The following is a 23,469-nucleotide window of genomic DNA, read 5'->3' on the forward strand; positions in this document are numbered from 1 at the left end:
TGAACAGACTGGGCTCCCAGATCGTCGGGAGGATCGTGCACAGGATCGGTCTTGACATGGCCAGCCTCGGGGTCATGGGGTTTAGCCCTCCGTCGAGGCAGTTCTCCTCCATCCCCGACCGGCACGCGGCCTGCAATTATACTCATGTTTGGGGTGCACGGCAGGCGATGCCAAACCTGAGTATGACTCCCCCGGCGTCGGTGCGTGCGCGATATTCCTCGTGTGACAACAACCTTTGTCTCTTGGCGGAAGTGATCCCGCTGCGGCAGCACGAGGAGACAGTCGATGCGGATTCATTCATCGCCCTTGAGCATCGCGCTCGTCGTCCTGGGCGGGTTGGCTCTTGCCTATCAGGCTCCTATCTCTGCGCAAGATGAAGGCAAAGTGCCCGCGCGGGCCATTGTCCTGACCCATGTCGCCGGGGCCGATAGATCAAGCTGGAGCAAGGTGATCCTTCTACTGCAAGATGCTGGATACAGGGCGGTATCGGTCCAGAGCTTGCTGTCGTCGCTTACTGCTTCCGAAGCCGACGTGCGGCCTGCGCTTGATGTGCAGGATGGACAGAGCGTGCTGGTCGGCCCGGACCGGCATGTGGACACTGAAAGCAAGATGACAGCCGATCTCTTTGGATTTTTGGCTGCAGAGCCCGGCGCTGAGATAGGCGCCGTCTACTCGGGGGCGATGCCGGCCATCCTGACTGATCTGGATGAGTGGGATATCTGGCTTCCGGCGCCCTGGGGAAGGGCAAGCATCCCGCAGCGTCTCTTACCAGCGGCGCATAGCAGATGGTTGCCAAGAGCGGCCGTCAGGACAAGGCCCGGCCGCCAAGGCACAGAACGCCCTCCCTCCCCGAGGCAGGGCTGACACCCTGGCTTGCCTTCCTGAGCAAACGATAGGCTTTCCGTCGCGTGATCATCTGGGCTGATGACGGGTATCTATTTTGCCAATCATTCAGTCGCGCATAGCCAATTCATATTTGCTTCCCAACAGAGCGGCACAAGCCGCTTCACACAACCTGAAAGACCTTTCATCATGTTCCGTAAGCTTCTTCTCTCTACCGCTCTGCTGGCCTCCTTCTCCGGCCTGGCCATGGCCGATGGTGGCGATAGCAATATCGAGCAGTTCATGGCCTCGCAGCCGCATGCCGCAGGCATCTCCAACGGCACGGCGCTAATCATCGACAACCAGGGTGGTCAGCCTGTGATCGCGTACCATGGCGCAGCCAGCCAGGGCTGGGGTGCCGGGGTGGCTACCATCGTGGACAACCAAGACGGCCAGCCGGTGATCCGGTACGAGCAGAGTGCCACTGGTGGCTCCGCTCTGGCCGAGACGGTCAATGGTCAGTCCCCGGTGCGGGTCAACTAGGCCAGCCCTTCATCGAGAGCGCTCCTGGAAGAGCGGCGAGGCAGCAGTCTCGCCGCTTTCCGCGTTGGGATGCGCTGAACCGAGCAAATGCCTTTAAGGCAGCTCCGTCATAAGCACTGCGTCCGCGCTCAAGGGCGATGACGAGCAGTTGCAGGAGCGGCTTTCTGACTTGGCCGAGCAGATGACGATGGGATCGGGGAAATGCACGGGCGCATCGCCGAGGCGAGCGACAAAGGGAAACCCACCTTGCGGCGGATCCTGACGACGCACGAGGCGGTGCTGGACGGAGTAAGGAACGCGCAGGCAGCGGGGTAGGCGTCTCACCATCCCGCCCCGGCGGCTACACCACAACACACCACCCATTCGGCCCTGAACAGACCCATAACACCCGTAAGAGAGTTATCGGGCAGAGGGCAGGCTCAGGAGCGGCAAAAACTGGCCGGAAGCGGAACGGCGTCTTGCAGGGGCGCCACAGTACAAAAGCTGACCTCAGCCGCATCTCCTCCTCCTGCGGGCCGTGCTATTGTCCGGGCCGTGGTGACGTCAGCCTTGGCCTGAGGCCATAAGCTACGACGCGCCACATATCGGGCTGCCTCATGGGATGTCGTCCTGACATTTCGCGGCGGCCCTCAGGAGGAATACTTGCTCGACCTTGCCGTCGTTCTGGTCCTTGTCGTCGTGAACGGCATCTTCTCCCTTTCCGAGCTCGCGGTGATCTCTGCCAGGCGGCCAAGGCTGCGGGCGCTGGCCGCCGAGGGCCGTTCGGGTGCCCAGGCGGCGCTGGACCTTGCCGAGGATCCCGGCCGCTTCCTGTCGACGGTGCAGATCGGCATCACCCTGGTGGGGGTCCTGGCAGGCGCCTTCTCCGGCGCGGCGCTGGGCGGGCGGCTGACGGAGATCCTGCTTGGCCTCGGTGTGCCGGCTGGTGTCGCCAACCCCCTGGGCTTCGGCTTCGTCGTGGCGCTGGTGACCTACCTCTCCATTGTGGTCGGCGAACTGGTCCCGAAACGCCTGGCGCTGCGCAACCCAGAGGGTCTGGCCTGCCGGGTGGCACCGCTGATGCGCATCGTCTCCAGGGTGGCAGCGCCGGTGGTCTGGCTTCTGGACGCCTCCAGCAACCTCATCTTCGGCCTGTTGGGCCTGAAAGAGGAGGCGGAGGAAAAGGTGACGGACGAGGACCTGCGCTCCCTGGTCGCCGAGGCCGAACGTCACGGCACCATCGAGACCGCCGAACGCCGGATGATTTCCGGCGTGCTGCGGCTCGGCGACCGCGCTGTGCGGGGTGTCATGACGCCGCGCGGCGAGGTGGACTGGATTGATGCCGCGGCGGGTGACGAAGCCATCCATGCCGTCCTGATGCGCACGCCCCATTCCCGCCTGCCCGTGGGCGACGGGTCGCCGGATCGGATGATCGGCGTGGTTCAGTCGCGCGAGCTTCTGGCTGCCATGCTGCGAGGCGAGCCGATGGACATCCGCGCCCTGGCCCGCTTGGCACCCGTCGTACCCGACACGGCCGACGCCCTGGACCTGCTGGCGACCCTGCGCGCGGCGGATGTTCCGATGGCGCTGGTGCTTGACGAGTATGGCGACTTCGAGGGCATCGTGACCCCGACCGATCTGACCGGCGCCATCGTGGGCGACTTCAAATCGGACATTGACGCGGGCGAGGAGCCTGCCGCCGTCCAGCGCAACGATGGCTCCTGGCTCCTGGCGGGGTGGATGCCCGCCGACGAAATGGCCGACCGGCTCAAGATCAACCTGCGCGGCCAGCGCGGCTATGAGACGGTCGCCGGGCTCGTCCTGCACGCGATGGGCCGGCTGCCGCAGGTCGGCGAGGCGGTCGAAGCACATGGCTGGCGCTTCGAGGTCGTCGACCTGGACGGGCGCCGCATCGACAAGGTACTCGCCACTGTCGGAACGGGTAACGTGGACGTGGCGCTCCGCCGCCCCGGCGCCGGGCCTGTTCCGCCCATAGTGCAGCCGCCCACGGCCTGAGCATTGGAATGCGGTGGGTTATCCCGCCGGATGGGGCGGGCGTTCCGAACAGCCGGTCAGGCTGATGAAGGGTGCGGCGCCGCCCTCTCGATCATAGAGCACCTCGACCGTTGCCAGATTGATGGCGGCGGTCGGGCCCCTGCCGATCCGCAGCGTCTCGCTCCGATGCGGGCCAAGAAAGCCCCGCATCGGATGCTCAAGCGGCGGGCTCACTCCATCCGGCCATGAGCCGACCGTCAGGGTCCAGCCGATGGTCCGGCTGGTCAGGTTGCGGAGGTGGGCGCGGTACTCGTAGGCGTCCGCCCTGAGCATCACAGCGTAGACAAAGCTCACGTGCACCCTTCCGGAGCAGGTGGCGTCCCTATCCCGTGCCTGGACGGGCACGGGAGCCCCGAAGGCGAGACTCACCAGCAGTAGGATCGCAGCGAGACGGTGCCTTCCCGGCGGCGCCAGGCAGGTTGGCGCGGCAGGTTCTGTGCGGCGGTGCAGCTGGCTCATCGCCCCTTGATGATGTTGGCCGCGGTCAGGAGCGCCACCAAGAGCGCCGAAGCCGTCGCCGCCAGCGCAGCACGCCGGTTGAGCATCTGGGCGCGGTTCATGGCGACGACGAGGCGATTGATGTCCCCGCCGTCAATGAGGTCACGGGTGTGAACGCGCCGCACACGGCCGCCGCTGGCATGGAACCAGAGCCATGCGGCAGCAAGGGCTGTGAAGGTCGCAAGCAGTTCGATGCCGAAGATGATGGTGGCCATGGCGCGCTCATTTGGCCGCTCCTCGGCGCTCAAGCAACACCGGTCCGGCGTGCTCATCGGGCTTCATAGATGGCAGCGGGACGCGCAGGCGGGTAGCCCGCATCGGTTCACAGATCCTGGGCATTCCCTCTGCTGTGCCCTATAAGATCCATGCTGCTCCCCAGAACGGCGATCCCAATCCAGGAGAACGCCGTGCCCGCGCAGAAGAAGTCCCGAACCCGCCAGGGCCAGGCGCAGTCAGAACGCGCTGTTGTTGATCTGGCAGCCCTGGGTGGTCCCTTCGTCGAAGCCTTCGACGCCACGCGCATGCCGATGGCGATCACAGACCCGAACGTCGCGGGTAACCCGATCATCTACTGCAACGCCGCTTTCCTGCAGATGTGCGGCTATGACCGGAAAGAGGTGCTGGGGCAGGATTACTTCTTCCTGATCGGGCGGCACACCGATCCTAGTGTGGCACAGCGGATCAAGGACGCCGTGGCGGCCCGCCGCGAGTTCACCGAGGATATCCTGTTCCACACCAAGGATGGGCGCGAGATCTGGGTGGCGGCCCTGGTTGATCCCATGGTCGAGAATGACCGGGTTGTCCGCCACTTCGTGTCCTTCCTCGACATCACCGACCGGGTGCATCGGGAGCAGGAGCTTCGGGAAGCGAAAGCGACACTGGACCGGCGTGTGACAGCCCGCACGAAGCGGCTGCAACATGCCAAGGACAAGCTGGAAGAAGAGGTCGAGCGGCGCCGGCGCACAGAGGCCCTGCTGCGCGACAGTCTGGCCGAAGGCGAGGTGGCGCTGAGCTTCCGTGACTTTCTGATCCAGGAGGTCCATCACCGCACCAAGAACGCGCTGCAGCTCGCGACGGCGCTGTTGCAGCTTCAGGCTCGGCAGTCAGAACCACTGGTTCGGTCAGCGCTGGACGTGGCCACGGGGCGGCTCATGCGCATCGGCGAAGTGCACGAAATGCTGGCTTATCAGAGTGAGACGCCGAATACGATCGAGGTCGCGCCCTATTTGCTGCGGCTGGGCCAGAGCATGGTAGAGGGCTTGGTGACCAAGCCAGGTCAGATCGAGGTTGAAGTCGAGGCCGACGAGGAGGCTGTCTGGTCGCCAGACGTCGTCATTCCGCTCGGGCTCATCGTCGGCGAGGCAGTGACCAATGCCTTCAAGCATGCCTTTCCGGAGGGCCGACGGGGTCGGATCCTGGTTGATCTGAGCCTTGCTGACGATGGCTTGGTCAGGCTGAGGATCGAGGATGATGGCATCGGCCTGCCGCCGTCGCGGAGGAAGGGTTCACTGGGCCTCAAGCTGATCGAGACCCTGGCGCAGCAGATCCAAGGCAAGGTGGAAATTGTGCGCCGAGAGAGTGGAACGGGAACAGCGGTGAGCGTGACCTTCCCGGATCCCAGCACCGCAGCCGGTTATAGCGACCAGCTTTGAAAGGCGCGGCCCTGCCAAGTCGGAACCCATAGAAAAAGCCTCGGTTGGAGGTCCAACCGAGGCTCGAAGCCCATCACAGCGCGAGCGCTGCGATGGCTATATGGGGAGCGGCCAGACGGCCGCCCCGCCTTTAGGCCTGGCGCAGATTGCCGGCCGAGAGCTTGCCCTGCTGGCCGCTCTGGACGTCGTAGGCGATCTTGTCGCCCTCGCGAACGTCCATGCCGGCGCGCTGCACGTCGGAGATGTGCAGGAAGACGTCCTTGGAGCCGTCCTCAGGCTGGATGAAGCCGAAGCCCTTGGTGCTGTTGAACCACTTAACGGTGCCGACTGCCATGAGAATATTCCGATCAAAACGGAATGCCGCCGAGCGATATTGCGCGGCGGATCATCTTCAATTTGAAACGGAAACACTCAGAACCCAAATGAATGGGTAGGAGACGCAAACCGGAACAACGAAACTGACAACGCCTATATAGATGTCCCTATTTCATATGGCAAGTTTTATTTTGGTGTTCTCTCAAGGATAAGCTCCGCATTTTACGGGTGTCTGCTCTTTTCCTGTTTCGCTTCGCCAAACCGGTATCGCGGTGCCTTCCGCATACGGCTGTCCCGGGCTTCCAGGATTCGCCCCAATCCATGCTACTGAAGGGGCCATGGAGACCAAGCCCCCTATCCCCCGCGCCGTCCTTATCGGCATCCAGACGCCCGACGTCGATGACGTGGCACATGAAGCCAGCCTCGAGGAGTTGGGTCGCCTGGTGAAAACACTGGGCTATGAGGTAGTGGGCGCGGTGTCGCAGCGGCGTGAGGGCACCGGCGCCGGCGCCTTGCTGGGCAGCGGCAAGCTGGCGGAACTAGCCGCGCTGACCGGCGGCACCGGTGTGGTGACCTCGATGGCGACGCCTCCAAAATCCAAAGCGCGGCAGCGGTTTGAAGGCGCGGACGAAACTGTGACCCTCGGCGAGCTTGAACCGGACGCCAGCCGGAAGCCTGAGTTCGTCATCGTCGACCATGAACTCTCGCCCAGTCAGATCCGCAACCTGGAGCGTGCCACCGGCGCCCAGGTACTGGACCGCACCGGCGTCATCGTCGAGATATTCCACCGCCATGCCAATACGCGCGAGGCAAAACTACAGGTCGAGATGGCGCGGCTGAAATACGTCGCGCCCCGTCTGCGGGAATCCTCGGGCGGCGGTGAGCGGCGGCAGGGCCCGGGCGCGGGTGAGAGCACCCTCGACCTCGACCGCCGCAAGATCCGCGACCGGCTCGCAGAGCTGAAGGACCAGTTGGAAGCGGTGCAGCGCGACAGCGACCATCGCCGCTCCGCCCGGCGGGATCAGCTGCGGGTGGCGCTGGTCGGCTATACCAATGCTGGCAAGTCATCTCTGATGCGGGCGCTGACCGGCAGCCAGGTCCTGGTGGAGGACAAGCTCTTCGCCACCCTCGATACCACCGTCCGTATTCTGCAGCCGGAAACCCGGCCGCGCGTGCTCGTCTCCGACACAGTGGGCTTCATCAAGCAACTGCCGCATGACCTGGTCGCCTCGTTCCGCTCGACCCTGACGGAGGCACTGGAGGCCTCGCTGCTGCTCTTCGTGGTGGATGCGTCAGATCCAACCTATGAGGCGCAGTTGGAGGTAACCCGCAGCGTGCTGCGTGAAATCGGGGCGGATGCCGTGCCGTCCCGCCTGGTGCTGAACAAGCTGGACCGGGTGGATGCCGCCGGCCGCGCCGCCTTGATCGAGAAACATCCCGATGCAATTCTGCTCTCCGCACATAGGCCGGAGGATGTGAGCGCGCTGCGGGACAGCATCATCGCCTTCTTCGAGGAAGCCATGGTCGAGGATGTCCTGGTGCTGCCTTATGCCAATCAGAGCCTGATCGGCGAGATCTATGACAGCATGCGGGTCTTGTCCGAAGAACACGACGAAGCCGGCCGAGTGCTGAAGGTGCGCGGCCTGCCCGCTGCGCTGACGCGACTACGGCGAAGCTTGGCCGCGCATCAGGCTTGAAATCCTGCATCGACCCGACCGGGCCTCGCCAACTGAGGCGCCAACCGCAGGTCGCAGCACCGAGCTTGCGGCGCCTCGGAGCGAACGCCGGGTCAATGCCACAACGGATGTGGCTAGACCAGATGTCCGTCTGAGGCGGGGTGGCCCGCCTTGAACTGTGCAGGAATGACGAGGGTTGCGCCGCGTGGGCCGGCGCCTTGCCTCAGCACAGGAGACGGGCCGTGGGAGAGCATATCAGTTTTGTTTGGCTGGACGTGCGCAAGGCGACGATTGCCGTGTGTGTTGCGGAGGCCGGCCGGGATGGCGAGGTGCGGTTCGCGGGCGAGATCCCGAACGATCCCGTGGCTCTCGACAGGCTGGCGGCTCGGCTCGGCCGGGGCGGCCGGGCATTGCGCTTCGTCTATGGTCGAAGGCACTGCCTTCGACGGCCCATGCGGCTACGGAGTGTACCGACACCTCCGGAGCCGCGGCCATGAATGCGTGGTGGTCGCGCCGAACCTGATCCCGCGCAAACCTGGCGATCGGATCAAGACTGACCGACGGGACGCAACGGCACTCGCCCGCCTGCATCGGGCCGGCGAGCTGACGCCGGTCTGGGTGGACTGGACTTCCCCGGGAGAAGTGGAGAGCGCTCAGGTAAGGTCATGAGAACCTGGAGGGCGCGATGGGAGATCCACACCAGCGTGGCTGGACGGAGGAGTTCAAGCGTGAGGCGGTCCGACTGTTGTCGACAAGCGGGCGGCCGGTGGGCGAAGTGGCGGCCGACCTCGGGGTAGGCAAGTCGACGCTGACCCATTGGAGACGTCGCCTGCAGGAGACGGAGCTGCTGGCCGGCCCTCACCCGGATGCGGAGAAGGAGTTGGCGCGGCTCCGGCGGGAGAACGAGATCCTGCGGCAAGAGCGGGACCTGCTAGAAAAAGCAACGGTGGGTTCAACTGGTCAGCGCAACGGCCTGGGCAAGGGTAGCGGCTGGTGTTTTGTAGCCAAGGGTTTTCCTTGGCCGGGTGTTGAGCCGCAGGGCGATCGTGTCGAGATCATCCTGGCTGTGAACGGATAGATCCGATCCCCTGGGCAGGTACTGCCGCAAAAGACCGTTGGTGTTCTCGTTGCTGCCCCGCTGCCAGGGGCTGCGGGGATCACAGAAGTATACCGCAACATCCGCCGCAACAGCGAAACGCTTGTGCTGGGCCAGCTCCATTCCGCGGTCCCAGGTCAGCGACGACATCAGCCCCCGCGGAAGTTGCTGGACCTGCCGGACCAGCGCATCAACCACGCTCTCGGTATCTTTGCCATCCACCTGGACGAGCATCAGAAAGCGGGATCGGCGCTCCACCAGGGTCGCAACATGCGTGTTCTTGCCACCTGAGAGCAGGTCGCCTTCCCAGTGGCCTGGAACAGCACGGTCCTCAATCTCGGCGGGGCGTTCGCGGATCGACACGGCGCCGATGATCTGCCCTCTGGGTTGTCCTTCCGTCGTGGAAGTCTTGGCGCGCCGCATCAGACGGCGGCTCCGGAGCGTCGCCAGCAGCTCTTTCTTCAGGACGCCGCGCGCCTGAATGAACAGGCTCCTGTAGATCGTCTCGTGCGACACCCGCATGGCCTCGTCGTCAGGGTACTCCACCTCAAGCCAGCCGGATACCTGCTGTGGCGACCACTGCTGCGCCAGCTTCTCTGCCACCACGGCCTGCAGAGACCGATGGGTGGCCAGCAGGCACGGCTTGGGGCGGCACGCTTGCTGCCAGCTTCGTCCATCAGCAGCCATAGCACGATACTGCATGCGGCCACCATTGCGGCCGATCTCACGGCTGATGGTCGACGGCGATCGGCCGAGTTGCGCCGCGATCTGGCGTAAAGATAAGCCAGCCACCAGACCCCGCGATATCTCCTCGCGCTCCTCCAGCGTCAGAGCGCGGGCAGATCGCTGCCGCAGCGGCGGCGCAATACCGCCTTTGGCTTGCAGCACACCAAAGATCGAGCCCGCGGGCTTGCCGAGAGCCCGTCCGATGTCACTGAGCGACTGGCCGTCCTTCCATCGGATCCAAAGCTCCCTTTTCTGCTCCGCAGATAAGCCAGGCCGGCCGGTTCGCGCCATCGTGGATCCTCCCGGAACATCATGAAATCAATCATGTTGCGCTGACCAGTTGAACCCACCATCGGCATCTTCGCCAAGGAGACAAGTCGATGAAGTTCCGGCTCATCGATGCGGAGAAGGCGACAGCACCGGTGCCACGTCTGTGCAGTATTCTGGGCGTGAGTGCGAGCGGGGTACTATGCCTGGAAGGGGAGGATGGCCAGCCGGCGGCAGCGGGCGGACCTGATCCTCCTGGCTCATATTCGCGGTCACTTCACCTGTTCCAACGAGACCTATGGCAGTCCGCGTATGCATGCCGAGCTGAAGGCCCAGGGTCTCTCGATCGGGCGCCATCGGCTAGCCCGCTTGATGCGCGACAATGGGCTGAAAGCGCTGCAGAAGCGGCGGTTCAAGCGCACCACCGACAGCCAGCACACCAATCCGGTCGCCCCAAACCTGCTGGAGCAGGACTTCACAACCACCGGGCCGGACCAGAAGTGGGGCAGCGACATCTCGTATATCTGGACAGCAGAGGGCTGGCTCTACCTGGCTATTGTGGTTGACCTGTACTCGCGCCGGATCGTCGGCTGGGCCGTGGGTGATCGCTTGAAGAAGGAACTTCCCATGGCCGCGCTGCGAAGAGCCCTGCTGTTGCGCAGACCGCCACCGGGCTTGGTGCAGCATTCCGATCGAGGTGGCCAATACTGCTCGGGCGCGTACCAGAAGATGCTTCGCGATGCGGACATCGCCATCTCGATGAGTGGCAGGGGGAACTGCTTCGACAACTCCATGGTCGAGACCGTCTTCAAGACCCTGAAGGCGGAGATGGTCTGGCGAACCACCTTCCTCACACGTCAGCAGGCCGAACTCGCCCTTGGCCGCTATATCGACAGCTTCTACAATCCGCGGCGACGGCACTCAGCACTTGCCTATCAGAGCCCTTGTGCCTTCGAGGCCGTCGCATAGTTCAACAACCGCTCTCCACTTTCCCAGGGCAAGTCCAGATGCCGGGTATGGCCTGAGCGCCCCGTTCCGGCAGGGCTTGAGTGAACGCGGCCTGTTCTGGGCGGTTGGCATCCCCCGTCAGCAAAAAGTCTATCCCGCCGACGTGCAACTGATCTTTCCCATCGCGGGTCACGGCAGGCCACGACAGCGGCACATCCCTGATACCCTGTCAGTCGCGGCTGAAACAATGCTCACCGGCGCAGATTGGCGGCAGGTCAGCTGGCGCCGCGGCAGCAAGGGCAGGCTGAGCGCCCGGTTTGCCGCTCAGCGCATTCGGGTGGCAGATGGGCCACCGCAGCGGATCCGTGACGGCGGCGGGCAGCACATGCCCGGCGAAGAGGCGTGGGTGATCGGCGAGCACCGCTCCTCGGGCGAACGGAAATACTACCTGTCCAACCTGCCTGCTAGCGCGAGCCTCCGAACCCTCGCGGCGGCTATCAAGGCGCGCTGGGTGTGCGAACAGGCGCACCAGCAGATGAAGGAAGAACTTGGTCTCGATCACTTTGAAGGGCGCTCCTGGACAGGCCTGCACCGACACGCGCTCATGACGATGCTTGCCTATGCCTTCCTGCAGCACCAACGCCTGAGTGTCGCGGCGAAGCGGGGGAAAAAGGTGCATCGGTCCACCACCAGAGCCGAGCCTGCCCGCATTGCGTCACGCCATCATCGCGCGCCTGCTGCAGATGAACCAAGCGCCGTCGCCAGGGCGATGTCCCCACTGTCGACGGTCCGTCACGCCGCCGCCTAAACGCCACCTGCCAAAGTAGTGATAGGGTCTCCGAGAAGAAGTTCACGTCGCCGCGCTCCATAAGCGCAGGGTCAGACATTCAATCCGGCCATGGCCCTGCCGCCTGATCGCTGCCTGGCGTGATCATAGAGAGCCAGGCGCCTTGCCGCCGCTGGTGTCAGGCCGCCGGAATAATCCAGGGCGGCGTCTGGCAAGGTTTCGGAAAAGTGGCAGGCAGCCTGCTGGCCCGGCGCCACCTCACGCAGCACAGGCACATCTTCACGGCACCGCGCCTGGGCAAAAGGACAGCGGGTGTGGAAGCGGCAGCCTGTCGGCACGGCCATCGGGCTGGGAACGTCACCACCGAGCGGCGTGACCCGGCCACGGCGCGATGGATCGGGATGCGGGATGGCGGCCAGCAGCGCGCGGGTATAGGGATGGCGCGGACTGGCGAAAAGCTCCGCCTTGCTGCCCATCTCCATGATGGCGCCAAGATACATGACAGCAACGCGGTCCGCCATGTGCTTCACCACCGCCAGGTCATGTGCGATGAACAGATAGGACAGGCCCAGCCGCGCCTGCAGGTCCTTCATCAGGTTCACCACCTGCGCCTGGATGGAGACATCCAGCGCGGAAACAGGCTCGTCGCAGACCACCAGATCCGGCTCCACCGCCAGGGCGCGGGCGATGCCGATGCGCTGGCGCTGGCCGCCGGAGAATTCATGCGGGTAGCGCCCGGCATGGAAGGGGCGAAGCCCGACCAGTTCCAGCAGTTCCTGTACCCGGTCCTGGCGGGAGCGATCGTCGCCGATGCCATGCACCGCCATCGGCTCGGCAATGGCATCGCCGACCGTCATGCGGGGGTTGAGGCTCGCATAGGGATCCTGGAACACGATCTGCATGCGCCGGCGCAGCGTCCGCATCGCGCCACCCGTGACCTTCGTCACGTCCTGGCCATCGAAGCGGATGCTGCCGGCACTGGGCTCGATCAGCCGCAGGGCCAGCCGCGCGGTGGTGGACTTGCCGCAGCCACTTTCTCCAACCAGTGCCAGGGTCTCGCCGCGCATCACGGCAAAGGACACGCCATCCACGGCCCGTACCGTGCCGACCTGCCGCTGGCGGATCACGCCCTGCTTCACCGGGTAGTGCTTGGCCAGCCCGGTCACTTCCAGCAAAGGCGTCATGCGGCGGTTTCCAGGGTCAGCGCTTCCTCGACCGGGGCGCGGATGCAGGCGGCCTCATGCCCCGGACCAAGCGCCCGCAGCGGCGGCAATGCCTCGCGGCAGGCCTGGATGGCGAAGGGGCAGCGCGGGTGGAAGCGGCAGCCATCGGGGAAGGCGAAGGGCGGCGGCACGGCGCCGTCAATCGCCAGCAACCGCTCGCGGCTCTCATCCAGCCGCGGCACGGAACCGAGCAGGCCGAGCGTATAGGGATGCTGCGGGTCCTCGAACAAGGCGCGGGCGCTGGTGCGCTCCACCACCTGACCGCCATACATCACCGCAACCTCGTCAGCCATCTCCGCGATGACGCCGAGGTCATGGGTGATGAGGATGATCGACATCCCCGTCTCAGCCTGCAATTCCCGCAGCAGGTCCAGGATCTGCGCCTGCACCGTCACGTCGAGCGCCGTCGTCGGCTCATCCGCGATCAGCAGGCGCGGCTCGCAGGCCAGGGCCATGGCGATCATGACGCGCTGGCGCATGCCGCCCGAAAGCTGGTGCGGGTATTCGTCGAAGCGCCGCTCCGGCGAGGGGATGCGCACGCGCTTCAGCGCGGCCACCGCCTTCTCCTTCAGCGCGGCGGCATTCAGCTCCGGGGAATGCACCTGCATCGCCTCCACGATCTGCCGCCCGATGGTATGCACCGGGTTCAGGCTGGTCATCGGCTCCTGGAAGATCATGGCGATCTGGCCGCCGCGCACCATGCGCATCTCGCGCGCGGAAAGCGGCAGCAGGTCGCGCCCGGCCAGCAGCACGCGGCCATCCACCGTGCGCCCCGGCGAAGGCACCAGCCGCATGATGGAAAGCGACAGCATGGACTTGCCGCAGCCGCTTTCCCCTACGATGCCCAGCGTCTTGCCAAGCGGCACGGAGAGGTCCACCCCATCCACCGCCCGCACCAGCCCGGCGGAAGTCTTGAAGACTGTGCGCAACCCTTCGACGCGCAGCAGCTCCTCTGTCATCGTGCCCACCGGAAGGTCGGCGGAGAGATCTTCTCCACCGGCCGGTGAGCCCAGTCGCGCTCCGGCGCGCCGGCGACGATGCGCTTCTGCGCTTCATCCAGGTGCGCGGCGGCGCCTTCGTAATCCATGGTCAGCACGCGGCCTTCCCGCACGACCTCCTGACCATCGACATGGACGGAGCGGATGGCGCGGTCGCCAGCGGCGTAGATCAGGCTGCGCATGGGGTCGCGGGCCGGACGCATCATCGGGTGGGTCACGTCCACCATCACGAAATCGGCGCGGCAACCGGCGGCCAGCCGCCCGATATCGTCCCGCCCCAGCGCCTGGGCGCCGCCGATCGTCGCCGCATCGAAGAGGTCGGTGGAGGACAGGCTGCGCGGGTCCTCCGCCTGCGTGCGCGCGAGGTAGGAGACCAGCCGCAGTTCATCCAGCATGTTGTGCGGATAGGTGTCGGTGCCGATGCCCATGTTGACGCCACGGCGGCGGTAGCGGCCGAAATGCTTCATGGTGATGCCGCGCCGCGCGAAGACGGTGGGGCAATGCGCCACGGTGGTACCGGTCTCCGCCAGCCGGTCCAGGTCGTTCGCCGTATGCCAGCGGGTGCTGGGATGGTCGTCCAGGAAGATGCCGTGGCCGATGATGGCGCGGTCCGAGAGCAGCCCCATGCTGTCCAGCCAGCCGATGGGCGTGAAGCCGCTGCGGCGCGTGATCTCGTGGAATTCCACCACGCTCTGCGCCGCATGGATCTGCCAGGACAAGCCACGCTTGCGCGCTTCCTCGGCGCTCTCGCGCAGCAGGGTCTCGGAGCAGGTGTCGATCTGCGCCGGCACCACCATGCCGAAGAGTCGGCCGGATTCATGCTGCTCCGCGCGTTCCACCAGCGATAGCGCCTCGGCCATCGCCTTCTCGCCGGCGGCCTCGTCCCATTCGTATTCCACCACATGGCCGTTCTTGGTGAACCAGCGCGCCGAGCGGAACATCGGAGCGACGCAGACGCGCATGCCGCTTTCCGCCAGCAGGTCCAGCCAGCCCGGATGCGCCATGGAGAGGTCGGCCACGGTGGTGACGCCGGAGAGCAGCAGTTCCGACAGCGCCACGCGCACGCAGGAGGGCACCGCCTCCGCATCCGCGCGGAAGATCGGCATGTATTCGTAGAGCGACGAATTATACAGGCCGGGGGAGCCGATCTCGTCGATCAGCCCCTTGTTCATCGGCTCGCTGGAAGGGTGGCAGTGGATGTTCACCAGCCCGGGCATGACCATCATGCCGCGGGCATCGATCACCTGGTCGGCGGGCCCCTCATAGCCACGGCCGACGAAGGTGATGCGGCCATCCTCGAAAGCCACGGATGCGTCGGGCATGTAGACATGCTGCCCGGCGGCCTTGTCCCAGGCGATGACAAGGTCGGCGTCCTGAACGAGCGTGGTGGTCATGTCCCTGTCTTTCCCGTCTCAGCGCGTCAGCCGGATGTCGAGGCCCTTGTAGAGCGCCGCGCCGTAGATGCCATGCGGCCGCGCGCCCTCCACCCGCTGCCCGGACATCAGCCAGAGCGGCTGGCGGATCAGCGGCATCCAGGGGTTCTGTTCCGCCAGGATCATCTGCGCCTCGCCGATGGCCTTGGCACGGTCCTCCGGCGCCAGGGCGGAACGGGCGGCGTTGATCAGCCGGTCGGTGTCCGCGTTGTTCCAGTTCATGCGGTTGGGTGTCGGCCGGCTGGTGCTGGGGAAGTACAGGCCCAGCGCATCGGTGGCCGAGGCGTAAGGGTAGGACATGATGAAGGCGTCGAATTCCTGCGTCGCCAGCTTGCCCCAGGCCACCGTGGCATCCCAGAGCTGCACGCGCATCTCGACGCCCACGCGGCGCAGGTCCGCCTGGATGGCCTGCATCATGCCGTTGTTGTAGGCATGCTGGATGGCATAGGCCAGGAAGGTGGCGCGCTGGCCGTCCTTCACCCGCACGCCGTCGCTGCCCATCGTCCAGCCGGCCTCGTCCAGCACCTTGCGGGCGGCGGCGGGGTCGAAGCCCGCCACCTTGGCGGCGGCCTCGGCACTGGCATCCTGCGCGTTGGGGTTGACGTAGCCGTTCGCGACCTGCCCGGCACTGAACCAGACGGCCTTGTTGATGGCCTCCTTGTTCACGGCCAGGTTGATGGCGCGCCGGACCGCCGGGTCGTTCATCACCGGCTTGTCCACCTTGAAGCCCATGAAGTTGTCATAGAAGTAGTTCGGCTGCTCCTGCAGCTTCACCGTCGGGATGCGCTTCAGCCCTTCCAAAGCGAAATATGGGATCCACTGCGTCACGTCACCCTGGCCGGATTGCACGGCGGCCAGCCGCGTATTCGCTTCCGGGATCACGCGCAGGATGATGCGGCCCACCTGCGGAGACGGGTTCTGGTAGATCGGCGGACCCCAGTTGTAGGCGGGGTTCTTGGTCAGTACCATGTCCTGCCGGGGGGACCAGCTATTCCAGCAATAGGGGCCGACGCCATTGAAGCCCTGCACGCCGAAGCCGTCGCCCAGCTTCTCCACCGTCGCCTGATCGACGATGCCCATGAAATACTGCGTCAGCTGCAGCAGCAATTCGCTGAAGGGCTGCTGCAGCTCGTATTCCACGGTGTAGTCATCGACGGCGCGGACCTCCTTCACCTGCCCGGCGCGCGCACGCACGGGGCCGCGCAGCGCGGGGTCGATGAAGCGGTTGATGGTGTAGACCACGTCCTTCGCCGTGAAATCCTTGCCATCGCAGAACTTCACGCCACGCCGCAGCTTGAAGGTATAGAGCTTGCCGTCCTCGCTGACGGTCCAGCTTTCCGCCAGACCGGGCCGGATGGTCTTCTGGTCCCAGTCCAGCGACACCAGCGTATCCGTCAGCAGGAACAGCGCCTCCCCCGCCGCGGTGGCCGAGGTGCGGGCGGGATCGTAGCGGTCCGCATCGATCTCGCGCAGCACCACCAGCGTGTCCTTGGGCGCTATCTGCGCCTGCGCGGCGGGCGGCAGGGCGCCCAGCGCCAGCAGGGAACCGCTCAGCAGGCCGGCCATGCGGCGGCGCTTCAGCAACTGGAACATCCTTGGGCCTTTCGGTTGCAGCAGGATCAGACGCGGAGCCGGGGGTCCAGCGCGTCACGCAGCGCATCGCCCAGCAGGTTGAAGCTCAAGACCAAGACAAAGATCATCGCGCAGGGCAGTACCGCGATATGCGGCGCGAAGAACAGGAAGTTCCGCCCCTCAGCCGCCATCGCACCCAGCTCCGCCATCGGCGGCTGTGCGCCGAGGCCGAGGAAGGACAGCGCCGAACCGAGCAGGATGACCTGCCCGAAGCGCAGCGTCGCGAAGACGAACATGGGCGACAGGCAATTGGGTGCCACGTGGCGCAGCATCAGCCGGGCATCGCCCATGCCGGTGGCGCGCGCGGCCTCGATATAATCCTGGCGCATCACCACCAACGCGGCGCCGCGCACGATGCGCGCCATCAGCGGCACCGTGGCAACGGACAGAGCCAGCACCACCGCCAGAATGCCGGGGCCGAAGATGGCCGCCAGCGCTAGGCCGAAGAGAATGGCGGGGAAGGAGAGCAGCACGTCCATCAGCCGCATCAGCAGCCCGTCCACGCGGCGGTAGAAGGCGGCGGCGAAGCCTACCAGCGCGCCCACGAGGCCACCCAGCATCACCGAGGCGATGCCGATGACGAAGGTGATCCGCAGCCCGTAGAGCAGCCGGGTGATCATGTCGCGCCCCTGCGCATCCGCGCCCAGCAGCAGACCTGGCGTGCCCGGCACCGCCATGGCGGAGCCGAGGTCGTTGTCGAAGGGGTCGGTGGGCGCCAGTACCGGCGCCAGCAGGGCCGAGAGCACCAGCAGGACGGCGACAAGCAGGGCCGCCGCCGCCACGGGCTCCCGCACCAGGCGGCGCAGGGTGCCGGGGGCGCGGCGCGGGGCGGGTATGGGAGACGTGACGGCGGCCGGGGCCGTGGTGGCGCTGGCCATGCTCAGGCCCCCCTCATGCGCGGATCGAGCAGCACGTAGAGCAGGTCCACCACCAGGTTGATGAGGATGAAGCCCAGTGAGAGCACGATGATGGTGCCCTGGGCCATCGGGAAATCCGAGGAGAGGATGGCGCCCACCGCCAGCCGCCCGACGCCGGGCCAGGAGAAGACGGTTTCCGTTACCACCGCGCCGCCCAGCAGGAAGCCGATCTGCAGCCCGATCAGCGTTACCACCGGGATCAGCGCGTTACGCAGCGCGTGGTGCAGCACCACGGCGCGCTCGGTCAGTCCCTTGGCGCGGGCGGTGCGCACATGCTCGGCGCCCAGCACGTCCAGCACCGCCGTGCGGGTCATGCGCGCCACGGGGGCGATGAAGACGCCGCCCAGCGTCAGCGCCGGCAGCGCCACGGCCTGCCAGCCTTCCACCGTCCAGAGCGGCCCGCCGCGCCCGGTGAAGGGCAGCAACTGCCACTGGAAGCCGACAAACCAGATCAGCACCAGCCCCAGGAAGAACACGGGTACCGAGCCTCCCGCCACGGAGAGCGCGGTGATGGCGCGGTCCAGCAGGGTGCCGCGATAATAGGCGGCCACCGTGCCCAGCGCGATCCCGGCCGGGATGGACCAGAAGAGGGACGCGAACATCAATTCCAGCGTCGGCCCGATGGTGACGCCAAGTTCCTGCGTCACCGGGACGTTGTTGATGATGGAGACGCCGAGGTCGCCTTGCAGCAGCCGCCACAGATAGATGGCGAACTGCACGTAGATCGGCTGGTCCAGCCCCAGGTCGCGGCGGATGGCGGCCACCACATCCGCCGTGGCGGTGGGACCCGCCCGCACCACCGCAGGGTCCGTCGGCACCACCTGCATCAGCAGGAAACCGATCAGCAGCACGCCCAGCATGACCGGCACGATCAGCAGCAGGCGTTGCACCACGTGACGCAGCATGGCGTCAGCCCGCCGCCGCCGAGAGGGCCGCCACCTCGCCATGGCGGTCGAAGATCGTCATGCCGCCCCGGAAGGTCATGTCGGCCTGGGTCGAGAACAGTGCCTCCGGCTCCTCCGCGAAGATGTCGCGGGAGAGGATGGTGATATCGGCCTGCTGCCCCGGCTCCAGTGTGCCGCGCTCACCCTCGGCAAACTGGCTGAAGGCGCCGCACCAAGTGTAGCAATGCACCGCTTCCTCCATGGTCAGTATTTCCTCCGCCCCCAGAACAGTGCCCTTGTTCGTCTTGCGCGTGACCATGGCGTAGAGATTGGGGAAAGGGTCCACCGTGCAGACCGGGCTGTCCGAGGAGGCGGAGGGATGATGGCCCTCACGCAGCCAGGTCGCCATCGGATAGGCGGCGGCGGCACGCTCCTGCCCCAGGTTGGTGACATAGAGATCACCGAATTCGTACATGAAGACAGGCTGCGGCACCGGCAGGATGCCATGGCGCAGCATGCGCTGGCGCTGGCTGCGGTTCAGGAAGCCGCAGTGCTCGATGCGGTGCCGGCGGCCGGCGATCGGCGCGTCCGGCGCATCCGCCCTTTCCATGCCGGACAGCACCTGCTCGATAGCGGCATCGCCGATGGCATGGATGTCCAACTGCCAGCCCTGACGATGATAACGCGCCAGCATGTCGTGCATCGCATCGTCCGGGAAGCAGAAGATGCCCGTGCCGCCACCAGCACTTTCGAGATAGGGGTCGAAGAAGGCGGCTGTCAGGCCGCCGGCGGAGCCATCGCCAAAGACCTTCATGCCGCCCCAGGCCAACAGGTTCCCGGCCGTCGCGCCGGCGGCGATGCCGGGGCGGATGCCCGCCTCCCAGGCCTGCTGCGCGATGCCTTCGGGATTGCCGAAGAGCACCTGCCACATCCGCTGGTGCAGCCGCCCCTCGGCCTCGGCCTGGTGGTAGGCAGCGACTTCGGCCATGCCGGCAGTCATGCCGATATTCATGTCGCTGGCCGATGCGAAGCCATAGCTCGCCAGCCGCTGTCCGGCCTGGTCGATCGCATCCACCAGCTGCGCCTCGGCATAGGCCGGCATCGCCTGCTTGATCATCCGCATGGCGCGCTCGGCGAACAATCCGGTCAGGCGGCCATTCTTGCGCTCGATGAGCCCGCCCTCGGGGTCCGGCGTGTTGTGGCTGACGCCCGCCAGCTTCATCGCCATGGAATTGGCGACGCAGACATGGCCGCAGGTGCGGATAATGAACACCGGATTGTCCGGCGCCACGCGATCCAGTTCTTCCGCCAGGGGATGGCGGCCGATATCCAACTCGCCGTGGTCGTAGCCACGGCCGGAAATCCACTGCCCCTTCGGCGCGCGCTTCGCTGCCTCTCCGATGCGCCTCAGCACCTCGTCCAGCGTGCGTACTTCCTCGGCGCGCAGGTTCACCTGATTCAGCGCCAGCCCGAAAGCGGCCAGATGCATATGCGCTTCATTGAAGGCCGGCACCGCCACGCGGCCGCCCAGATCGATACGCCGTGCCGCCGCGCTCACTCCTTGGGACGCTTCCTCCTCCGTGCCCACGGCAACAACGCGGCCGTCGCGCACGGCCAGCGCGTCGGCAAATCCGCCGCGCAGCCCCCGAAAGATCCGGCCACCAGAAATCAGCAGCTCCGTGCTCATGCACACGTGCCCCAGTGGGTGATGATCGGGTGCATGGCCGCTCTCCTCGCTGGATGACACGGATGCAAGCAGTCACCATGAGCAGCGTCAAGCCCGGACGAACCGGGCACAGCCTCTCCCAATACGTCGCGATGCTCAAGCGCTTGGCAGGCGTATCGCGCTGAGCACAGATCATGATCAGTTCTGCCGCTAACATGGTCATCATGATGAGCGCTTGCCTCATCAGGCACCGCGGCCCGGTGGAGGCCCCGAGATGCACGGCCCCATGCCCCTGACATTTTGGCGGCTGGGACGGAACCCGGTGCTGATTGTCCTCGGGCCAGTCCAGGGTTGTAGTCGCTGATCCAGCTGACCAGCCAGGCTCAGGACGCGTCCATCCAGAAGAGGACAGCGCCGGTGAGGTCGTGGCGCTTTACCCCGCGATCTCACCCGTCACCAGGATCCGGGTACGGGCGGGGCAAGAAGGGGGCCTGGCTCCAACTGCCGGGCAAGACCGTGCCGGTGCCGAACCGGATCGCGACGGAAGGCGCGACAGGCTGGCCGGCGCGCTTCTCCGCCGGAGACCGCAGCGCACGGCATCCGGTGCTGACCCAGGCGCCGGAAGCGGACCGGTCGCGTCCACCCAGCTCCTGCCACGCCTGAGCCAATAAGCCGTGGCCGCGGCGGGAAGCTATGCGCCCAGCCCTGGCCATCGTTTCGGCACCGATGTCCACACCACCTCCCGGTGCTGTTGCGCACCAGAACGCAGTGCGCTCCCGGGAGGCGTTCAGCTCACGGGGCGTCAGCCCGGCGTCACAGGTCCCGCAGAGCCTTCTTGTTCGACCGATACGCTTTCTGCAGCGCAGCCTGACGGCGGCGTTCGACCTCCTGCGCCATCCGGTCTTTCGTTACCCCCAACGCCGCCAGTTCCTGGCTCAGCTTCTGGAAATGCGCCCAGCGGCCGGCATCGAGGAGGCCTTCGTCCAGCGCGCTGCGTACCGCACAGCCCGGTTCGCTACTGTGCCCGCAGTCGCGGAACCGGCAATTCATGCCCAAGTGCTCGATGTCGTCGAAGACCGTGCTGAGACCCTCATCCGCGTCAATCAGGCCGACTTCGCGTATGCCGGGCGTGTCGAGGATCATCCCTCCGCCGGGGAGCAGGACAAGTTGCCGATGGCTGGTGGTGTGGCGCCCCCGGGCATCCGCCGCGCGGATATCCTGGGTTGCCATCCGCTCCTCACCCAGAAGAGCATTCACCAGGGTGGATTTGCCCACACCCGATGAGCCGATCAGCACACAGGTTTCGCCCGGCGAGATGTGATCCATCAAACTGCCCAGGCCCAGCCCTTGTCGCGCCGAAACAATGAGGATCGGGCAGCCCGCCGCCAGGGTGGCCACTTCGGCGGCCTGGCCTTCGGGCTGCTCGCACAGGTCGGCCTTGGTCAGCACCACCACCGGCCGCGCGCCACTCTGCCAGGCAGCCGCAAGGAAGCGCTCAAGCCGGCGCGGATTGAACTCGGCGTTCAGCGAGGTGACAATGAAGACGACGTCGATATTGGCGGCGATGACCTGTAGTGTCTGCACGCTATCGGCCGCCCGGCGCACGAATGCGGTGCGGCGAGGCAGGACGGCATGGATGGTAGCTTTACCTTCGCCGGCCTTCGCCGACAGAGCCACCCAGTCACCAGCGGCCGGATGGCCTGCCTCCCGGGCCTCGTGGCGCAGGCGGCCAGACAGCCTGGCGCTCAGGCTGCCGGCATCCGTGACCACCAGATGCGCCTCGCGCTGCTGGACGACAATACGCCCGGGGAGGTGGCCGGCCCGCGCATGCGGCTCGAAGGCCAGTCGCAGTGCATCGGACCAGCCATACTGTTCGATCAAAGGCAGCACTCTCAGAAGGGATGGGCATCCTAGCACCGACGGAGCGACAAACCGAACCTTTACGCCGTTGCTCGTTGTAAGGGCTTTAGCCGATCCTGCGCGGGCAGCGGGTCCGCTGCCGCAGCGCCCCATCCCATCCGGAAGCTTCAGGACCCCGCGGAAGGGCTCGATGATATCCTGGCGCGGCAGGTGCTGTACCGAGGCGCCACGGTTCGAAATGGCATCGGCAAGCTGATGACCCGTCATGTGGGGCGTTCCGGCTGTATCAACCGGCACCGTGTTGACGCCTGTCAGCGCGTACCTGCACCCTTGCAACTTCGGAACGACAGGGATGCGACACATGATCAAGCGTGCTTGGATGGCCGCGCTGGCCGCTGCCGCAACATTCTTCTCCCTGCCTGAGCCGGCCAGGGCAGGCGCCACCTTGGACGCCGTGAAGGCGCGTGGACAGCTGGTTTGCGGCATCCACACCGGCGTTGCCGGCTTCGCCTTGCCGGATTCCCGGGGCATCTGGCGCGGCCTGGATATCGACCTCTGCCGTGGACTGGCCGTCGCGCTGTTCGGGGATGCGGAGAAGGTGCGCTTCCAGCCGCTCAGCTCCTCCACCCGCTTCACGGCGCTGGGTTCGGGGGAAGTGGACGTTCTGTTCCGCACGAGCACCCATACGCTCATGCGCGACGTCACGCTCGGCTTGCGGGCCGTGACGCCGTATTTCTACGACGGGCACGGCTTCATGGTACGCGCTGGCGCCGGGATCACCAAAGCGTCCGAGATGGGGGGGGCGACGATCTGTCTCATCAGCGGCACCACAAACGAACTGGTGACAGCGGACTACTTCCGGACACAGAACCTGACCTTCACCCCCATTCTGTTCGAACGCACGGACCAGGCGGTCGCTGCCTTGCAGGCGGGGCGGTGCGACAGCTTCGGCACCGATGCCTCACAGCTCGCCGCCAGCCGCTCCTCGCTGCAGAACCCGAATGAATGGACCATCCTGGCGGAGCGCTTCTCCAAGGAGCCCTACGGCCCCTATGTGCGCCGGGGCGATGAGGAGTGGTTCGACCTGGTGCGCTGGTATGTCAATGCATTGATGGAGGCGGAAGAACGCGGCGTCACCGCAGCCAATGTCGAGCAGATGCGCCAGGAAAGCACCAACCCCGACACGCGGCGCCTGCTGGGCGCGACGCCGGAGATCGCGCAGGCCCTGAAGCTGGACCCGCTCTGGGTTGTGAAGGTCATCAAATCCATGGGCAATTATGGCGAGATCTACGAGCGCAACATGGGCCTGAAGACGCCGATCGGCCTGGCGCGGGGGCCGAACGAGCTGTGGACGCGGGGCGGTCTGCTTTACCCATTGCCCATGCGCTGAGGAAAGCGGGCACCGAGGGCGGCCCGTCAGGTCGATCTGTTTCGCCGTGGTTCCGCGCGGGTTTGCTACGCCCTGGACCATTGACGCTGATCAGGACGCGGA

The 23,469-nt window shown here is 65.9% G+C and carries 18 protein-coding genes and 4 pseudogenes; 10 read left to right on the top strand and 12 right to left on the bottom strand.

Features of this window, described 5'->3' with window-relative positions; translation table 11 throughout:
• The first annotated feature begins 285 nt into the window (after positions 1-285).
• From IAI58_RS17575 to IAI58_RS17585, 3 genes are all read left to right on the top strand, one after another.
• A complete protein-coding gene (locus IAI58_RS17575; protein WP_207451011.1) occupies positions 286-864 on the top strand; it encodes a hypothetical protein in 579 nt (192 codons plus the stop codon).
• Between the two features lie 60 nt (positions 865-924).
• Entirely contained in the window at positions 925-1,365 is a 441-nt protein-coding gene (locus IAI58_RS17580; protein WP_207451010.1) for a hypothetical protein, read from the top strand.
• Between the two features lie 642 nt (positions 1,366-2,007).
• Entirely contained in the window at positions 2,008-3,360 is a 1,353-nt protein-coding gene (locus IAI58_RS17585) for a hemolysin family protein (RefSeq protein WP_207451009.1), read from the top strand.
• 18 nt (positions 3,361-3,378) lie between these two features.
• On the opposite strand, the gene IAI58_RS17590 is transcribed toward IAI58_RS17585, so the two are convergent.
• A complete protein-coding gene (locus IAI58_RS17590) occupies positions 3,379-3,693 on the bottom strand; it encodes a hypothetical protein (protein ID WP_207451008.1) in 315 nt (104 codons plus the stop codon).
• 161 nt (positions 3,694-3,854) lie between these two features.
• Positions 3,855-4,112, bottom strand: a complete 258-nt coding sequence (locus IAI58_RS17595) for a hypothetical protein (RefSeq protein ID WP_207451006.1) — start codon at positions 4,110-4,112, stop codon at positions 3,855-3,857.
• A gap of 192 nt (positions 4,113-4,304) precedes the next feature.
• Between IAI58_RS17595 and IAI58_RS17600 the strand changes: the two genes are divergently transcribed.
• Positions 4,305-5,549, top strand: a complete 1,245-nt coding sequence (locus IAI58_RS17600; protein WP_207451004.1) for a PAS domain-containing protein — start codon at positions 4,305-4,307, stop codon at positions 5,547-5,549.
• A 130-nt stretch (positions 5,550-5,679) separates the two neighbouring features.
• Here IAI58_RS17600 and IAI58_RS17605 read toward each other — a convergent pair whose 3' ends face one another.
• Entirely contained in the window at positions 5,680-5,883 is a 204-nt protein-coding gene (locus tag IAI58_RS17605; RefSeq protein WP_207451002.1) for a cold-shock protein, read from the bottom strand.
• Between the two features lie 319 nt (positions 5,884-6,202).
• Here IAI58_RS17605 and hflX point away from each other — a divergent pair, with 319 nt between their 5' ends.
• The 3 genes and pseudogenes from hflX to IAI58_RS23130 form a co-directional block, all read left to right on the top strand.
• The gene (hflX, locus tag IAI58_RS17610; RefSeq protein WP_207451000.1) at positions 6,203-7,561 is read left to right on the top strand and encodes a GTPase HflX; all 1,359 of its coding nucleotides are present in this window, start codon (positions 6,203-6,205) and stop codon (positions 7,559-7,561) included.
• 221 nt (positions 7,562-7,782) lie between these two features.
• Positions 7,783-8,161, top strand: a pseudogene (locus tag IAI58_RS23125) (IS110 family transposase); the annotation flags it as partial.
• Positions 8,162-8,225: 64 nt separating this feature from the next.
• Positions 8,226-8,483: pseudogene (locus IAI58_RS23130) on the top strand (transposase); the annotation flags it as partial.
• Between the two features lie 9 nt (positions 8,484-8,492).
• Here IAI58_RS23130 and IAI58_RS17615 read toward each other — a convergent pair.
• Positions 8,493-9,653, bottom strand: a complete 1,161-nt coding sequence (locus IAI58_RS17615; RefSeq protein ID WP_208776119.1) for an IS30 family transposase — start codon at positions 9,651-9,653, stop codon at positions 8,493-8,495.
• 71 nt (positions 9,654-9,724) lie between these two features.
• Here IAI58_RS17615 and IAI58_RS17620 point away from each other — a divergent pair.
• Positions 9,725-10,598, top strand: a pseudogene (locus IAI58_RS17620) (IS3 family transposase); the annotation flags it as partial.
• 37 nt (positions 10,599-10,635) lie between these two features.
• Positions 10,636-11,385: pseudogene (locus IAI58_RS17625) on the top strand (IS701 family transposase); the annotation flags it as partial.
• A gap of 71 nt (positions 11,386-11,456) precedes the next feature.
• Here the strand turns inward: IAI58_RS17625 and IAI58_RS17630 are convergent.
• From IAI58_RS17630 to rsgA, 8 genes are all read right to left on the bottom strand, one after another.
• A complete protein-coding gene (locus IAI58_RS17630; RefSeq protein WP_207450270.1) occupies positions 11,457-12,548 on the bottom strand; it encodes an ABC transporter ATP-binding protein in 1,092 nt (363 codons plus the stop codon).
• Positions 12,545-13,546 carry an ABC transporter ATP-binding protein gene (locus tag IAI58_RS17635; RefSeq protein WP_207450272.1) on the bottom strand — a complete coding sequence of 334 codons (1,002 nt, stop codon included), beginning with the start codon at positions 13,544-13,546 and terminating at the stop codon, positions 12,545-12,547. The genes IAI58_RS17630 and IAI58_RS17635 overlap by 4 nt, the downstream gene beginning before the upstream one ends.
• Entirely contained in the window at positions 13,543-14,979 is a 1,437-nt protein-coding gene (locus tag IAI58_RS17640) for an amidohydrolase family protein (protein WP_207450280.1), read from the bottom strand. The genes IAI58_RS17635 and IAI58_RS17640 overlap by 4 nt, the downstream gene beginning before the upstream one ends.
• A gap of 18 nt (positions 14,980-14,997) precedes the next feature.
• Positions 14,998-16,602, bottom strand: coding sequence for an ABC transporter substrate-binding protein (locus tag IAI58_RS17645; RefSeq protein ID WP_237182636.1), 1,605 nt, complete (start codon positions 16,600-16,602; stop codon positions 14,998-15,000).
• A 35-nt stretch (positions 16,603-16,637) separates the two neighbouring features.
• Complete coding sequence (locus IAI58_RS17650; RefSeq protein WP_208776125.1) at positions 16,638-17,528, bottom strand: ABC transporter permease; 891 nt, start codon at positions 17,526-17,528, stop codon at positions 16,638-16,640.
• Positions 17,529-17,530: 2 nt separating this feature from the next.
• Positions 17,531-18,472 carry an ABC transporter permease gene (locus IAI58_RS17655; protein ID WP_207450282.1) on the bottom strand — a complete coding sequence of 314 codons (942 nt, stop codon included), beginning with the start codon at positions 18,470-18,472 and terminating at the stop codon, positions 17,531-17,533.
• A gap of 4 nt (positions 18,473-18,476) precedes the next feature.
• Positions 18,477-20,138: an amidohydrolase gene (locus IAI58_RS17660; RefSeq protein WP_207450284.1), complete on the bottom strand. Its 1,662-nt coding sequence runs from the start codon at positions 20,136-20,138 to the stop codon at positions 18,477-18,479.
• Positions 20,139-20,930: 792 nt separating this feature from the next.
• Positions 20,931-22,244 (bottom strand): ribosome small subunit-dependent GTPase A, encoded by a 1,314-nt coding sequence (gene rsgA, locus IAI58_RS17665; RefSeq protein ID WP_207450286.1) that lies wholly within the window; start codon positions 22,242-22,244, stop codon positions 20,931-20,933.
• Positions 22,245-22,356: 112 nt separating this feature from the next.
• Here rsgA and IAI58_RS17670 point away from each other — a divergent pair, with 112 nt between their 5' ends.
• Entirely contained in the window at positions 22,357-23,367 is a 1,011-nt protein-coding gene (locus IAI58_RS17670; RefSeq protein WP_237182949.1) for an amino acid ABC transporter substrate-binding protein, read from the top strand.
• Positions 23,368-23,469: the final 102 nt, after the last annotated feature.

The sequence above is a fragment of the Roseomonas marmotae genome, assembly GCF_017654485.1.
Taxonomy (GTDB): Bacteria; Pseudomonadota; Alphaproteobacteria; order Acetobacterales; family Acetobacteraceae; genus Pseudoroseomonas; species Pseudoroseomonas marmotae.